The organism is Citrobacter sp. Cpo037 (assembly GCF_030332945.1).
Classification (GTDB): Bacteria; Pseudomonadota; Gammaproteobacteria; order Enterobacterales; family Enterobacteriaceae; genus Citrobacter; species Citrobacter portucalensis.
On sequence record NZ_JAOWGW010000046.1, the window covers coordinates 129373 to 145650 of the forward strand.

A 16278-nucleotide genomic window follows, 5' to 3' on the forward strand; every position below is an offset into this window, starting at 1 on the left:
CCCTGGCGGACAGGCCACATACGATCATAAAGAGCGCCAGGGACGGTTATTCAAAAAAGAGTGAGTGACATGGAAAACGAAACCAAAAAACTGCGTTCCCTTTACATCCCCTACGCTGGCCCGGTACTGCTGGAATTCCCTTTACTGAATAAAGGGAGCGCCTTCAGTGTGGAAGAACGCCGTAACTTCAATCTGCTGGGGTTACTGCCGGAAGTGGTCGAGACGATTGAGGAACAGGCTGAACGCGCCTGGATCCAATATCAGGGATTCAAAACCGAAATCGACAAACATATTTACCTGCGCAACATCCAGGACACCAACGAAACCCTGTTTTACCGACTGGTGCATAATCACCTGGATGAGATGATGCCAGTTATCTATACCCCAACGGTCGGCGCGGCCTGTGAGCGTTTCTCTGAGATTTATCGTCGTGCGCGCGGCGTGTTTATCTCTTATCAGAACCGCCACAATATGGACGATATCCTGCAAAACGTCCCTAACCACAACATCAAGGTCATCGTTGTCACCGATGGCGAACGTATTTTAGGTCTTGGCGATCAGGGGATCGGCGGGATGGGCATTCCAATCGGTAAACTGTCGCTGTATACCGCATGTGGCGGAATTAGCCCGGCCTATACTCTTCCGGTGGTACTGGACGTGGGGACCAACAACCAGCAACTGCTGAACGATCCGCTGTATATGGGCTGGCGCAATCCGCGTATCACTGATGATGAATACTACGAATTCGTTGATGAATTCATCCAGGCCGTGAAGCATCGCTGGCCGGACGTGCTGTTGCAGTTTGAAGATTTCGCCCAGAAAAACGCCATGCCGCTGCTGACCCGTTATCGTGATGAAATTTGCTCGTTTAACGACGATATTCAGGGCACCGCGGCGGTTACCGTCGGTACGCTGATTGCGGCTAGCCGCGCGGCCGGTAGCCAGTTGAGCGAACAGAACATCGTCTTCCTCGGTGCGGGTTCCGCCGGTTGCGGGATTGCCGAGCAGATCATTGCGCAGATCCAGCGTGAAGGTTTAAGCGAAGAAGCGGCGCGTCAACGCGTATTCATGGTCGATCGCTTCGGCCTGTTAACAGACAAAATGCCGAACCTGCTCTCCTTCCAGACCAAACTGGTGCAAAAACGCGAAAATCTCCAGCACTGGGATACACAAGAAGATGTGCTGTCGTTGCTCGACGTGGTCCGCAACGTTAAACCTGACATCCTGATCGGCGTTTCCGGACAAACCGGCCTGTTTACCGAAGAGATCATCCGCGAAATGCACAAGCATTGTCCGCGTCCGATCGTCATGCCGTTGTCTAACCCCACTTCCCGTGTTGAAGCTACGCCACAGGATATTATCGCCTGGACCGAAGGTAACGCGCTGGTTGCGACCGGTAGTCCGTTCGCACCGGTACTGTGGAAAGATAAAATTTACCCAATCGCCCAGTGTAACAACGCCTATATCTTCCCGGGTATTGGTCTGGGTGTGATTGCGTCTGGCGCGTCGCGCATCACTGATGAAATGCTGATGTCGGCGAGTGAAACGCTGGCACAGTATTCACCGTTGGTGCTCAACGGCGAAGGCCTGGTGCTACCGGAACTGAAAGATATTCAGACCGTTTCTCGCGCCATTGCCTTTGCCGTCGGTAAAATGGCGCAGCAGCAAGGTGTGGCGGTGAAAACCTCCGCCGAAGCGCTGCAACAGGCGATTGACGATAATTTCTGGCAAGCAGAATATCGCGACTACCGTCGTACCTCTATCTGACGCTTTGCCCGGCGGCAAACTGCTGCCGGGCGTTCAACACTTGCGCTTTTGCGCAACTTACGATTACACTTTCACCACCGATTAACATTCTGAAAAACAAAAGGAGGATACTTATGCTGTACTGTGAACGTTTTATCGTTTCACATGCTTTTGGCGATCGCCAGTGCTCAAGCGTTATCGGTATCGTGCTGCGATAACTTCTGCTTGAGCGAAGCTAACTTCTAAATCCCCTTCTCTCGGGCTTACCGGGTTATCGTCAGCGATGTTTGACGAGGCGTTTTTGCGCCTGTAACTCTTGAGTAAGCAACAATGAGCACATTACTAACCGCACAATCCTTACACATTGATACGGCATTCGGCACGCTATTCGACGATCTTTCCTTTACCCTGAAAAAAGGCGACCGCATCGGGCTTATCGGTTACAACGGCTGCGGCAAAAGCACGCTGTTAAAACTGCTCGATGGCACGATCTCGCCCACCAGTGGGGCAATCGCGCAGGCGAATCACTGCCATCTCGCGCGTGTAGAACAACATCTACCTGACGATATACTGCCTCTTACGCTGCAGGAAGCCGTTCTCGCTCAACTTCCCGAGCATGAACGCGCAGCTCAGCAGTGGCGAGTTGAAGCACTGCTTGCCGAAATGGGTTTTACGCCAGAGAATTTATCTCTTACAGCGCAAACGTTGAGCGGTGGCCAGCACACGCGCTTGCTATTAGCGCGGGCACTGATGCGTAATCCTGACCTGCTGCTGCTGGATGAGCCGGGTAACCACCTGGATTTGCCTACATTACTGTGGCTTGAGCAGTTCTTACAGAACTGGTCTGGCAGTTTTGTGGTGGTCTCCCACGACCCGCAACTGCTGGATGCGGTGACTCACGGAACCTGGATCTTGCGCGATCGCACCCTCCATGCGTTTGATCTACCCTGTAGTGCAGCGCGTCAGGCTCTGGCAGAAAGAGATGTCAGCGATGCTCTGCGCCACAAGGCTGAGCAAAAAGAAATAGACCGGGTGACTGCCAGCGCCAAACGGCTGGCAACCTGGGGGCGGGTCTACGACAACGAAGATCTCTCCCGCAAGGCCAAGCAGATGGAAAAACAGGTACAGCGCCTGAAAGAGGTACAAACAGAAGTGACGTCAGGAAGTCAGTGGACACTAACATTGCAGGGTGATGCCCTGCGTGCAGATCGTTTGCTGGAGATGACCAATCTGTCTGTAGCCCCTGCTCCTGGTGCAGATACACTGTTTTCCATTGCCGGTATCCGGTTAAAAAGCGGCGATCGCGTGGCGATTGTCGGGCGTAACGGTTGCGGGAAATCATCGCTGTTAAGGCTTATCTGGCAACAGTTCCAGGCACAGATAGCATCAACTTCACTGGTGTTACACCCGCGCGTTACGCTGGGTTATTACGACCAGACGCTGCATCAGCTTGCCGATAACGATTCATTGTTTGACGCGCTGGAAGCGTTTGCCCCGCAGCCAGAGATTCGCAAGATGGCGCTGATTAGCGCGGGATTTCCGTGGGTTCGTCATGCGCAGCGGGTCAGTACATTAAGCGGTGGTGAGCGCTCCCGGCTACTGTTTGTGGGGCTGACGCTTGCACGCTACAGTCTGCTGATGCTCGATGAACCGACCAACCATCTGGATATGGAAGGCAAAGAGGCGCTGGCAGAAACGCTACAAAGCTATAACGGCGGCGTGTTGCTGGTCAGTCACGACCGGCAGCTTATCAGCCAAAGCTGTAATCGGTTCTGGTTAATCGACAATGGCGAACTCAGTGAATGGCACGATCTGGAGGCGGTCAATGCGCGTATTCGGGAAACGTCCGCGGAGATAACCGTTCCCAAAACGGCGGTCGTAGAGAAAACTGAAATAAGCGGTGACAGCGATAGATTACTGGAACAACTTCTCGATCTTGAGCAGCGTCTGGCCGACGATCTCGCCCGCAAGCCGAAACATCAAAAACCGTTGTTACAGGCGCAATGGCGCAAGGAGATAGAGGAAATAACGGCGAAACTCTGATAGCAACGCCCGGTGGCGCGACGCTTACCGGGCCTACAAAAACGTAGGCCGGATAAGCGCAAGCGCCATCCGGCAATTCGTTATTGCTGCGGTTTTTTCTCTTTCCAGGCATCCCAGGCCTGTTTGATCTCTTGCTTTGCCGTAGCGGCATCATTGAAACCGTTTAATTCGACCTTCTTGCGCCCTTCCGGAAGATCTTTGTACACGCGGAAGAAAGATTCCAGACGTTGAACTTCAATCTTGGGCAGATCGCTTAACTCTTTGATGTCGTCATAAGTGGGGTCAATTTTACTGGCCGGAACAGCGACAATTTTGTCGTCCTTTTCACCGCCGTCGATCATCTTCAGTACGCCAATAGCGCGCAGCTTAATCAACGTTCCCGGAGCAAGCGGCGCACGGGTATAAAAAATGACATCCAGCGGGTCGCCGTCACCGGCTAAAGACTGGGTGAGTGAACCGTAGTTGGCGGGATAGGCAACCGGCATTGACTGGAAGCGATCGGCAACGATAAAACCGGTTTTGGCGTCGGTTTCATATTTAATCATTCCGCCTGCCGGGATTTCGGTTACGGCATAAAACTCTTCCGGGTTGTTCTCCGGCTGAGGAAATTCGAGGATGTTCTGCGCCTGAGCTGAAGCACAAAGAAACACGCTGACTGCGAGTAATTTTTTCACCAGATGCATTGTCTTTTAACTCTTCTATTATCGGAAAGACAATACCTTACGTTCAGCAGATGACAGAAACATGACGTTTTTTTGGCAAAAAAATGGCGCTACCGATGTAGCGCCATTGCGTAGAGGGAACATCAGGGATTAGATAACCCCCTCCTCACTCTCTTTTTTCGCTTCTTGTCTTTCAACTTCGCGATACCAACGCGGGTGATGTTTCTTCGCCCAGCGACGGCTCACTTTCCCTTCAACCATGCCTTTAATCGATCCTTTCACCCAGAATGCCATATACATATGGATGAGGATGGCGTGCATCAGGATAATCCCCGCAGCCGCATGGATCAGCAGGCTATAGCGCACGACCTGCATCGGGAAGAACTGCGCAAAGTACGGACGCCAGATAATGATACCGGTAATCAGCAGCACGAAAATCATGCTCATAATCGACCAGAACATCATTTTCTGCCCGGCGTTGTATTTGCCCACATCCGCCACTTTGTGTTCATTGCCTTTCAGTACTTCCACAATGTTTTTCAGCCACGGAATATCTTTCTTATCCGGGATGTTGTGGTGCACAAAGCGTACAAACATGAACATCAGCGCCACGAAGATCAGTATGCCGAAGAACGGATGCAAAATGCGTCCCATCTGCGGCGTACCGAAGGTTTGCGTCAGCCATTGCAGAGTCGGGAAGAAAAATGAAATCCCCGACAGCGCTACCAGGAAGAAGCAGATCACCACCGTCCAGTGACAGGCGCGGTCGATAAATTTCGTGCGCACAATCATTTTCGACTTACTCATGATGATCCTCCTCGTCGTCGTCCACTTCCTTATTCGGACCAATACCAATGTAGTGGTAAATCAGTCCGGCGAAGGTGGCGATAAATCCGGCAGCGGCCAGCGGCTTCAGCGCCCCTTTCCACAGATTGATAGAGGTATCTATCTGCGGGTCTTTTGGCAGACCGTGATACAGTTCAGGCTGGTTGGCATGATGCAGAACGTACATGACGTGCGTGCCGCCCACACCTTCCGGGTTGTAAAGACCGGCATGTTCAAAACCGCGTGCTTTCAGTTTTGCCACACGCTGTTCGCCCATTTCCAGCATTTCCTGCTTGGTGCCGAAATGTATTGCCCCGGTCGGACACGTTTTCACGCAGGCAGGTTCCTGCCCGACGCTGACTCGGTCCACACACAGCGTACATTTATACACGCGGTTATCCTCTTTATTGAGGCGCGGAATATTAAATGGACACCCGGCAATACAGTAGCCGCAGCCGATGCAGTGCTCTGACTGGAAATCGACAATCCCGTTGGCGTACTGGATGATGGCCCCGGCAGACGGGCACGCCTTCAGGCAGCCCGGATCTTCACAGTGCATACAGCCGTCTTTACGAATCAACCACTCCAGCTTGCCGTTCTGTTCGGTTTCGGTAAACCGCATCACCGTCCAGGACTTGGCGCTGAGATCGGCGGGGTTGTCATACACCCCGACGCAGTGGCCAACTTCATCGCGGATATCGTTCCACTCTGAGCATGCCACCTGACAGGCCTTACAACCTATACAGGTGGAAACGTCGATCAGCTTCGCGACTTCTGCTTTGTAATCACGGGCCTGAGGCGGCGGCGTGATGGAGTTTGTTGCGGACCGTTTGATGATGTCCTGCGTTTCCATAGACATATGTTCGCCTCCCTTACGCCTTCTCGATGTTAACTAAAAACGCTTTGTATTCCGGCGTTTGCGAGTTTGCATCACCGACATTCGGCGTCAGGGTGTTGGCGATAAAGCCTTTACGCGCGACTCCTTCAAAGCCCCAGTGGATTGGGATCCCAACCGTTTCAACCTGCTGACCGTTGACGTTCAGGGTACGCAGACGACGAGTGACCACGGCAACTGCGCGAATAAATCCACGTTTGCTGCTGACTTTCACGTGATCGCCGTTGTTGATCCCTTTCGCTGCCGCTAGCGTTTCGCTGATTTCCACAAACTGCTCTGGCTGGGCAATCGCATTCAGTAATGCGTGCTTGGTCCAGGTATGGAAATGTTCGGTCAGACGATAGGTCGTCCCGACGTACGGGAAGTCCTGTTTCGTGCCCATACGGAGTTTATCCGCTTCGTACAGACGTGCTGCCGGGTTGGAGATCACATTCGGGTGCAGCGGGTTAGTACCCAGCGGCGTTTCCATCGGCTCGTAGTGTTCCGGGAACGGACCTTCCGCCATCTTATCGATAGCAAACAGACGCCCCAGCCCTTCCGGCTGCATGATAAACGGATTGGTGCCACTACCCGGTGCCGCGGTGTTGAAGTCCGGGATATCGTTCCCCGTCCACTTCGTACCGTTCCACTGGATAAGCATGCGTTTTGGATCCCACGGTTTACCCTGCGGATCCGCCGAAGCGCGGTTATACAGCACGCGACGGTTCAGCGGCCATGCCCAGGCCCAGCCCAGCGTATTACCCAGACCTGACGGGTCAGCGTTATCGCGGTTGGCCATCTGGTTGCCCTGTTCGGTCCAGCTACCGGTATAAATCCAGCAGGACGATGACGTGGAACCATCATCGCGCAGCAACGCAAAGCTGTTGAGCAACTGACCTTTTTTCGCAACCAGCACGCCGTTGGCATCATAGAGATCTTCCAGCGCATAGCCGTTGTTCTCTTTTGCCACTTCCTCGGAATGCGGTTCGTCCGGCTGCTTATAGTTCCAGCTCATTTTCAGAACGGGCTCTACAGCTTTACCGCCTTCAGTGCGATACATATCGCGCAGACGATGGTAAATACCGGCCAGAATTTCGCCGTCGTTGCGGGCTTCGCCCGGGGCATCCTGACCTTTCCAGTGCCACTGCAGCCAACGGCCTGAGTTGGCGATGGAGCCGTCCTCTTCCGCAAAGCAGGTAGAAGGCAAACGGAAAACTTCAGTCTGAATCGATGCCGGATCAACGTCGTTTGACTCGCCGTGATTTTGCCAGAACGTTGAGGTTTCGGTCACCAGCGGATCGATAATCACCAGATACTTCAGTTTGCTGAGACTCTGCACCACTTTGTTTTTGTCCGGGAAGGACGCAACCGGGTTAAAGCCCTGACAGATGTAGCCGGTGACTTTCCCGCTATCCATCATGTTGAAGTATTTGATGACGTCGTAGGACTGATCCCACTTCGGCAGCCACTCAAAGCCCCAGTCATTTTCTTTCTGCGCTGCATTGCCGTAGAAAGATTTCATCAGGCTGACGAAGAACTTCGGATAGTTGCCCCAGTAGTTAACCTGATCGGCCAATGTCGCTTTTGGCGTGTTCGCGGCCAGATAGGTTTGCAGATCTGTCTGTTTCTCTGACGGCAGCGTCAGGTAGCCCGGCAGGCTGGTAGAGAGCAGACCTAAGTCGGTTAACCCTTGAATGTTGGAGTGGCCGCGCAAGGCGTTGACACCGCCACCTGCCATCCCCATGTTGCCGAGCAGCAACTGGATCATCGCCATGGTTCGGATGTTCTGTGCCCCGACGGTATGCTGAGTCCAACCCAGCGCGTACAGGAACGTAGTGGTGCGATCGGCTGCGCTGGTGGAAGCCAGCACTTCGCAGACTTTCAGGAAGTCTTCTTTCGGCGTACCACAAATGTTTTCCACCACATCCGGCGTGTAGCGGGAAACGTGCTGTTTTAACAGGTTCCAGACACAGCGGGGATGGCTTAACGTTTCATCGCGTTTCGCGTAGCCGTTTTCATCGAACTGGTAGTTCCAGGACGATTTATCGTATTGGCGTTTTTTCGCGTCATACCCGCTGAACAGACCGTCTTCAAAAGCATAGTCATCCCGCACCAGCAGGCTGGCGTTGGTGTAATGCTTAACGTATTCAGCGTTAATTTTGTTATTTTCAATCAGGTACAGCAAGACGCCGGACAGGAACGTAATGTCCGTGCCGGAACGAATTGGCGCATAGATATCCGCCACCGATGCTGTACGTGTAAAACGAGGGTCAACAACAATCAGCGTGGCATCATTGTTGTTTTTGGCTTCCATCGCCCAGCGGAATCCCACTGGATGTGCTTCAGCGGCGTTACCGCCCATCACCATCACGACGTTAGCGTTTTTGATATCAACCCAGTGGTTGGTCATCGCACCGCGACCAAATGTTGGAGCAAGACTTGCTACCGTTGGTCCGTGTCAGACGCGCGCCTGGTTGTCTACTGCCAGCATGCCGAGTGAGCGCACAAATTTTTGCGTCAGCATGCCGGTTTCATTACTTGCCGCAGAGGCACACAACATCCCGGTTGAAAGCCAGCGGTTTACCGTTACGCCCTGCTCATTCTTCTCAATAAAGTTGGCGTCACGGTCAGTTTTCATCAGCTTCGCGATACGGGTGAATGCTTCATCCCAGCTGATACGCTGCCATTTATCGGAACCAGGAGCGCGATATTCCGGGTAACGCAGACGGTTTTCACTGTGCACGTAATCCAGTAATCCTGCGCCCTTAGGACATAATGCCCCGCGGCTCACCGGATGATCCGGATCCCCTTCAATATGGTAAATCGACTCTTTGGCGTTTTTTGCTCCATCTCCCAGGCTATACATTAATAGCCCGCAACCTACGGAACAGTATGTGCAGGTGTTTCGGATCTCTTTGGCGCGTAACAGCTTATAGTTTCGCGCCTGAGCCAGTGCCATTTTGGGTGCAAAACCCAAAGCGGCTACTGTTGTTCCCGCCATACCGCCCGCGCAGATTTTAAAAAATTGTCTGCGGCTGACGTCCATTGCTTTCCTCTTTTTTGCAGGGATTCGTACACGACATCTCTCAAATCGCGCCAGCGCGGCATAATTGAAAGATGACATGTACAACTTCGCGACGAAACTATCAGCTATATCCATATTTTTTTTGCGTCAAATCAATAACGAAACGGTTCCGCTACTAAATAGTGCACTTTGTTTAACCTTTGTACCCATAAGGGAGTATGTGAAAAGCAATTAATTAGCGCGCTACGGTGTAAAGGTGCTATAAATTTCAGCTTAAATTTTTGCCAGTACCATGGACAGACAATCAGAATGACAAAACAAAAAGCAACGTTAATTGGGCTCATTGCTATTGTGCTCTGGAGTACGATGGTCGGACTCATGCGTGGGGTAAGTGAAGGACTGGGTCCTGCGGGCGGCGCAGCAATGATTTTTTCGTTAAGTGGCCTGTTGCTGATTTTTACCGTCGGCTTTCCGAATATAAGAAAGATTCCTGTGCGTTATTTAATCGCGGGTAGCGTGCTTTTTGTTACCTATGAAATATGTTTAGCGCTGGCTCTCGGTTATGCGGCTACTCGTCACCAGGCTATTGAAGTCGGTATGGTCAATTATCTCTGGCCGAGTTTAACGATATTGTTTGCTATTTTATTTAATGGTCAAAAAACAACCTGGTTGGTGATCCCTGGATTAATTATCGCATTGACCGGGGTTTGTTGGGTATTGGGTGGTGAAAACGGCCTTAATCCTGGTGAAATTATAAACAACGTTGCCAGCAGTCCGTTGAGCTATTTCCTCGCCTTTTTGGGCGCATTTATCTGGGCAACGTATTGCACGGTGACCAATAAATATGCAAAAGGCTTTAACGGCATTACGGTATTCGTTTTACTGACGGCCGCAAGTTTGTGGGTTTACTATTTTATGACTCCGCAACCAGAAATGATTTTCAGCACTTCGGTGACTATTAAAATGTTCTCAGCGGCATTAACGTTAGGATTTGCCTATGCGGCGTGGAATATTGGCATTTTGCATGGCAACGTGACCATCATGGCCGTAGGTTCCTATTTTACCCCAGTGCTCTCCTCCGCCCTGGCTGCTGTGTTACTCAGCGCCCCGTTGTCGCTATCTTTCTGGCAGGGGGCATTGATGGTTTGTGCGGGTTCGCTACTTTGCTGGTTGGCAACACGCCGCGCCTGAAAAAAATCCGGGTTTTATCGCGCAAATCTAAAACCCGGCTACACTGTAATCAAATTAATGAATAATAAATGTTCATTCCACTTGTGGCTTATGTTTATTTTTGTTTAATTAAATGTTAATAATTGGTAATTAATTAACTCAAGAAAATATTTCATGCTTATCTATAATCCTCGATATGTATATATTACACCTGCGTGACTAACGTCATTTAAACCATAGGCGGCACAATAGTCCCCTACGTAAATATACCCATTCAGATTTGTCACATATAAAGATTAATACAATCAGCTATATTATGTAGATCTGGATCACACAAACTCAAATATTTCGCAATATTATGAAACTTATTATTGAACTTATACCACTGCGTCATTTAAAAATAGTTTGCCATTGACGAACCCCTTCGTTTAGCAATGGTTTAGGAAACACACCAAGAAAAAATTATAAGGATTATTTAGAATGAAACTTAAATTAGTTGCAGTGGCAGTGACTAGCCTGTTGGCGGCAGGTGCGGTAAACGCAGCTGAGGTATATAACAAAGACGCAAACAAACTGGATATCTACGGTAAAGTTCACGCTCAGCATTACTTCTCTGACGACACCAGCAGCGATGGCGACAAAACCTACGCACGTCTGGGCTTCAAAGGCGAAACTCAGATCAACGACCAACTGGTTGGTTTTGGTCAGTGGGAATATGAATTCAAAGGCAACCGTTCCGAAAGCCAGGGTTCCGAAGCAGACAAAACCCGTCTGGCATTCGCTGGCCTGAAATTCGCTGAATACGGTTCTTTCGACTACGGTCGTAACTACGGCGTAGCTTACGACATCGGCGCATGGACCGACGTCCTGCCTGAGTTCGGTGGTGATACCTGGACCCAGACCGACGTATTCATGACCCAGCGTGCTACCGGCGTTGCAACCTATCGTAACACCGACTTCTTCGGTCTGGTTGAAGGTCTGAACTTTGCCGCTCAGTACCAGGGCAAAAACGATCGTACCGATGAAGTTGAAGCGAACGGTGATGGCTTCGGTCTGTCTACTACCTATGAATACGAAGGTTTCGGCGTTGGTGCTACCTATGCGAAATCTGACCGAACCGATCGTCAGGTGCGCAACGGCACCAACGGTCTTTACGCTTCAGGTCAGAATGCGGAAGTGTGGGCTGCTGGTCTGAAGTATGATGCGAACAACATCTACCTGGCGACCACCTACTCCGAAACCCGCAATATGACCACATTCGGTAAAATCGACGGTATTGCTAACAAAACTCAGAACTTTGAAGCTGTTGCACAGTACCAGTTCGACTTCGGCCTGCGTCCGTCCATCGCTTACCTGAAATCCAAAGGTAAAGATCTGGGTGCATACGGCGACCAGGATCTGGTTGAATACGTAGACCTGGGTGCTACCTACTACTTCAACAAAAACATGTCTACCTTCGTTGATTACAAAATCAACCTGCTGGATGACACTAACTTCACTAAAAATGTTGCGCAGATCAGCACTGACAACATCGTGGCTGTTGGTCTGAACTACCAGTTCTAATTTTGTTGTAGTCTGAATACAAAGCCAGTCCTTCCAGGGCTGGCTTTTTCTCTTAATGTAGACTCGGTCATAAGGAGTATGCCGTGCAGACATTCACTGGTCGTTGTCTTTGCGGACAGAGTCATTTTACCGTTGACGTCGAAATGCTGGATGTCTATGCCTGCCACTGTACGCTGTGTCAGAAATGGTCAGGCGGCATCGCCATGTATCTGGAAGCCAGCGCTCACCCGCTGATGTCGCCAGAATCGGCAGAACCTTCGCACTTCCCTTCTTCAAATCGTGGTGAACGGTTCTTCTGTTCCGGCTGCGGATGCCCACTGTGGTTTACGTTGACGGACAGCGATCGCTACTTTATTCCGTGGACACTTCTGGAACTTAATGAGGTAGATCGCCGCCGCCTGATATTAGCGGCAGAAATCTATACGGAAACACAGCCTGCGTTCTGGAGATTGACGGGGCAATACGCTCGACTGAGTGGGAAAGAAGTCGAAGAGATGGATTACCCCTGTCATTTAGCTCACTAGTTATTAACGTTGTACCTTTGCCAGACTGAACCACATTCCTATCGCTAATACGATAAGCATGCTGCCGGCGCTGCTTAATGCCACGCTGTGTGACCAGGTGAACGCTTCTCTGGCAGCCGTCAGCAATGCTTCACTTAGTGACGGCGGGAGCGAGTGCGCCAGTTGTACCGCCTCCCCCATTGACGATGAGGCACGTTCCATTTCCTGCGCATTAAGTCCGGCTGGCGGCAGAATCGATGCAGAAAAGCTACGGCTCAGCAGTAAGCCAAAGATAGCGATCCCAAGTCCTGCCCCCAGTTCATAAGCCATTGTCTCGATGGCGCCAGCGGCCGCGGCTTTTTCCGCCGGCGCTGCTGCCATGATAGCCGCTGTTGAAGCCAGGAGCGCACTGGCGGCGCTAAAACCAAGCAAAGCCATCAAAATCCAGGCTTGTACCTGTTGGCTACTGAAATCCGTCATCGCCAGGCCGTAAAAACTAACGGCGCTCAGCGCCATGCCCGCCGTTGCCACACAACGTAATCCCAGGCGTGAAACCAGCATACCGGCAATCGGTCCGCTGAAACCACTGGCCAGCATCACCGGCAGCATGAACAACCCTGCCTGATACGGTGTTAAACCGTGAACAAACTGTAGTTCCTGTGCCATCAGCAACTCAAAACCCACCAGCGTTATCATCGCGGTCATCGCCATCACTACGCCACTTAAGATAATGCGGTGCGTGAACAGACGCATATCAATCATCGGGCGGGCTGCCGCAAGCTGGATACGGACAAACTGCCACAACAGTAAAGCGCCGGTTAACAGCGTCAGGGCGATGGCAACGGTCGCCGTATGCCCTTTCAGCGCGGTTTTGGCGCTGTAAACCAACAGCAGAATGGCAACAATCAGCATGATCGCATGACCAAAATTTAACGATTGATCGCGACGTCCGGCCTGGCGTGGCACTAAGCGTGCGGTTAAGGCCATTACCACCAGGACAATTGGTACATTAATTAAGAATACGGACCCCCAGTAGAAGTGCTCCAGCAACATCCCGCCAACCAGTGGGCCAAACGCCGCACCGCCGGAACCGACCGCTGCCCAGACGCCGAGCGCCATATTTCGATGCCGTTGCTCAGAGAACGTGGCGCGAATACCCGCCAGCGTTGCCGGAACAATCATCGCCGCGCCAATCGCCAATACCGCCCGGGTGGCAATCAGCCAGCTTGCGCTATGAGCAAAAGCGGCCGCCAGCGATGCGAGACCAAATAATCCACCGCCTAACAGCAGCAGACGTTTAAAGCCGATGCGATCCCCCAGCGCGCCCATTGGCAATACCATACCGGCCATTACCAGGGAATAAATATCAATGATCCACAGCAGCTCGTTACCACTGGCACCCAGCGTCATACTCAGCGTGGGCGCGGCAACGTGCAGCACCGTTGCATCAATCGCAACAGGGATGTAGACCAGCACAATAATGACTAACGTTAACCACTGACGAAACATAAAACTCCCTAACGAAACCAAAACTGGACACATGTCCAGCTTTAGCGATCCTACGGAAAATTGAACATATGTCCAACTTTTTGTTAGACTGCGATCTATACGGATACAGGAGGAATGATGAGCTATCTAAATCGGGATGAACGTCGGGAAGTGATTCTGCAAGCGGCAATGCGTGTCGCACTTGAAGAAGGATTTTCCGCCATGACGGTTCGACGCATTGCTGCTGAAGCTCACGTCGCGACGGGCCAGCTACATCACCATTTCGCCTCTGCCGGTGAGCTCAAATCCCAGGCATTTGTGCGCCTTATCCGCACCCTACTTGATGCCGAACTGGTCAGCGAAGACGCCAGTTTCCGTGAGCGACTGCATGCGATGCTAGGCAGTGAAGATGGTGGTCTGGAACCCTATATTAAGCTATGGCGTGAAGCACAGGTTGTTGCGGGTAAAGATCCGGAAATTAAAAGCGCCTACCTGTTGACCATGCGAATGTGGCACGAAGAAACCGCCAACATTATTACCCAAGGACAGAAAGCCGGTGAGTTCTCATCTACGCCTGATGCCGCCGACGTCGCATGGCGTTTAATCGCATTAGTCTGCGGCCTGGATGGTATGTACATATTAGGTATTGAGGAAATGGCCGATCCTGCATTCGATCGTCATCTTGATCGTATGATTACGCAGGAGTTATTTATTTGATGTAATAGATGAATTAACAATACATCTTTTATGTTTACAATTAGTAACACTTAAGCAACGTGTAATTCTCCTATCACGCCGCGTTATTGCACTTTTTTATCTATTCTTTCAGTCAATATTCCTAAAACTTTTCAATAGTTTCTAAAAAGAAGCCGCGCGGCGCTGCATGCGTTTATTTCTTTTTCATGAACGGCATGTGCATGGAGAATAATATGTCATCATCAAATGAGAAAAATAATCGTTATCTTTTAACGGACTGGAAACCAGAGAACCCCGGCTTTTGGGAAAATAAAGGCAAGCACATTGCGCGCAGAAATCTCTGGATATCAGTAAGTTGCCTGCTGCTTGCGTTCTGCGTCTGGATGTTGTTCAGCGCCGTTGCCGTAAATCTGAATAAAATTGGCTTTAATTTCACCACTGACCAACTGTTTTTATTAACGGCACTGCCTTCTCTTTCTGGTGCAATATTGCGCGTTCCCTACTCCTTTATGGTACCTATATTTGGTGGGCGTCGTTGGACCATTTTTAGTACGATTATTCTGGTTATTCCCTGTGTCTGGCTCGGATTTGCCGTGCAAAATACCACTACTCCGTTCGGTGTATTTATTATCATTGCGCTGATGTGTGGTTTTGCTGGCGCTAACTTTGCCTCCAGCATGGGCAATATCAGCTTTTTCTTCCCCAAAGCGAAGCAAGGTAGCGCATTAGGCGTTAACGGTGGTCTCGGCAACCTCGGCGTCAGCGTGATGCAGTTGATCGCGCCACTGGTGATCTTTCTGCCCATATTTACCTTTTTGGGCGTACAGGGCGTACCACAAGCTGATGGCTCGTTATTGTCGCTGGCCAATGCCGCATGGATTTGGGTGCCGTTACTGCTGATAGCCACCGTGGCAGCGGGCATGGGAATGAACGACATTGCCAGCTCGAAGGCCTCAATTGCCTCCCAGTTACCGGTCCTCAAGCGTTTTCATCTGTGGTTATTAAGTCTGCTGTATCTCGCCACCTTCGGTTCATTTATCGGTTTTTCGGCAGGCTTTGCCATGCTGGCGAAAACCCAGTTCCCCGACGTGAATATCCTGCAACTGGCGTTCTTCGGCCCCTTCATCGGCGCGCTTGCACGATCGGCGGGCGGTGTTATCTCTGACAAGTTTGGTGGTGTACGTGTCACCTTAATTAACTTCATCTTTATGGCACTGTTCAGCGCCCTGCTGTTTCTCACTTTGCCCGGCTCGGGCGAAGGTAGCTTTATCGCGTTTTACCTGGTGTTTATGGGCTTGTTCCTGACCGCGGGTCTGGGTAGCGGTTCAACCTTCCAGATGATTGCGGTGATCTTTCGCAAAATCACAATTTATCGGGTGAAGCTGCATGGCGGTACTGAAGAGCAAGCTCAGCGGGAAGCGGTAACCGATACCGCAGCCGCCCTGGGATTTATCTCCGCCATTGGCGCTGTGGGGGGCTTCTTCATTCCTAAAGCGTTTGGCTCATCGCTGGCATTGACCGGCTCTCCTGTGGGTGCCATGAAAATATTCCTCGTGTTTTACATCGTCTGCGTGCTGGTGACCTGGTTGGTCTATGGCCGTAAATCACAAAAAAAATAACAAAATGGATACCGCAGGATCGGACATTTAGGCAGGCCGGATCAGGCCTGGCGTTCGATTCACC

The 16278-nt window shown here is 51.2% G+C and carries 12 protein-coding genes; 7 read left to right on the forward strand and 5 right to left on the reverse strand.

The annotated features are described in order from the left end of the window. The first annotated feature begins 69 nt into the window (after positions 1-69). Both maeA and OGX94_RS06640 read left to right on the forward strand, forming a co-directional pair. Positions 70-1767, forward strand: coding sequence for a malate dehydrogenase (maeA, locus tag OGX94_RS06635; RefSeq protein ID WP_003833011.1), 1698 nt, complete (start codon positions 70-72; stop codon positions 1765-1767). A gap of 309 nt (positions 1768-2076) precedes the next feature. Then, a complete protein-coding gene (locus OGX94_RS06640; RefSeq protein WP_286568938.1) occupies positions 2077-3789 on the forward strand; it encodes an ABC-F family ATP-binding cassette domain-containing protein in 1713 nt (570 codons plus the stop codon). 80 nt (positions 3790-3869) lie between these two features. On the opposite strand, the gene OGX94_RS06645 is transcribed toward OGX94_RS06640, so the two are convergent. The 4 genes from OGX94_RS06645 to fdnG all read right to left on the reverse strand — a co-directional run bounded on the left by OGX94_RS06645 (position 3870) and on the right by fdnG (position 9196). Further along, a complete protein-coding gene (locus OGX94_RS06645; RefSeq protein WP_003833020.1) occupies positions 3870-4472 on the reverse strand; it encodes an inorganic diphosphatase in 603 nt (200 codons plus the stop codon). A gap of 129 nt (positions 4473-4601) precedes the next feature. Then, positions 4602-5258: a formate dehydrogenase-N subunit gamma gene (gene fdnI, locus OGX94_RS06650; RefSeq protein ID WP_257661976.1), complete on the reverse strand. Its 657-nt coding sequence runs from the start codon at positions 5256-5258 to the stop codon at positions 4602-4604. After that, entirely contained in the window at positions 5251-6135 is an 885-nt protein-coding gene (gene fdnH / locus OGX94_RS06655) for a formate dehydrogenase N subunit beta (protein WP_003833024.1), read from the reverse strand. Before fdnH ends, fdnI begins: the two co-directional genes overlap by 8 nt. 13 nt (positions 6136-6148) lie before the next feature. After that, positions 6149-9196 carry a formate dehydrogenase-N subunit alpha gene (gene fdnG / locus OGX94_RS06660; RefSeq protein ID WP_149384247.1) on the reverse strand — a complete coding sequence of 1016 codons (3048 nt, stop codon included), beginning with the start codon at positions 9194-9196 and terminating at the stop codon, positions 6149-6151. A gap of 288 nt (positions 9197-9484) precedes the next feature. On the opposite strand from fdnG, the gene yddG reads away from it, so the two are divergent. The 3 genes from yddG (at position 9485) to OGX94_RS06675 (ending at position 12432) form a co-directional block, all read left to right on the forward strand. Then, on the forward strand, positions 9485-10366 hold the full coding sequence (gene yddG / locus OGX94_RS06665; RefSeq protein WP_063941986.1) for an aromatic amino acid efflux DMT transporter YddG: 882 nt from the start codon (positions 9485-9487) through the stop codon (positions 10364-10366). Positions 10367-10825: 459 nt separating this feature from the next. Beyond that, positions 10826-11908 (forward strand): porin OmpD, encoded by a 1083-nt coding sequence (gene ompD / locus OGX94_RS06670; RefSeq protein ID WP_008784801.1) that lies wholly within the window; start codon positions 10826-10828, stop codon positions 11906-11908. Positions 11909-11991: 83 nt separating this feature from the next. Next, on the forward strand, positions 11992-12432 hold the full coding sequence (locus tag OGX94_RS06675) for a GFA family protein (protein WP_003833032.1): 441 nt from the start codon (positions 11992-11994) through the stop codon (positions 12430-12432). Positions 12433-12435: 3 nt separating this feature from the next. On the opposite strand, the gene OGX94_RS06680 is transcribed toward OGX94_RS06675, so the two are convergent. Beyond that, positions 12436-13920 (reverse strand): MFS transporter, encoded by a 1485-nt coding sequence (locus OGX94_RS06680; RefSeq protein ID WP_003833034.1) that lies wholly within the window; start codon positions 13918-13920, stop codon positions 12436-12438. A 117-nt stretch (positions 13921-14037) separates the two neighbouring features. Here OGX94_RS06680 and OGX94_RS06685 point away from each other — a divergent pair, with 117 nt between their 5' ends. Together OGX94_RS06685 and OGX94_RS06690 are read left to right on the forward strand one after the other, a co-directional pair. Continuing rightward, positions 14038-14616: a TetR family transcriptional regulator gene (locus OGX94_RS06685; protein WP_003833036.1), complete on the forward strand. Its 579-nt coding sequence runs from the start codon at positions 14038-14040 to the stop codon at positions 14614-14616. A 212-nt stretch (positions 14617-14828) separates the two neighbouring features. Continuing rightward, positions 14829-16214 carry a NarK family nitrate/nitrite MFS transporter gene (locus OGX94_RS06690; RefSeq protein ID WP_063940753.1) on the forward strand — a complete coding sequence of 462 codons (1386 nt, stop codon included), beginning with the start codon at positions 14829-14831 and terminating at the stop codon, positions 16212-16214. Positions 16215-16278: the final 64 nt, after the last annotated feature.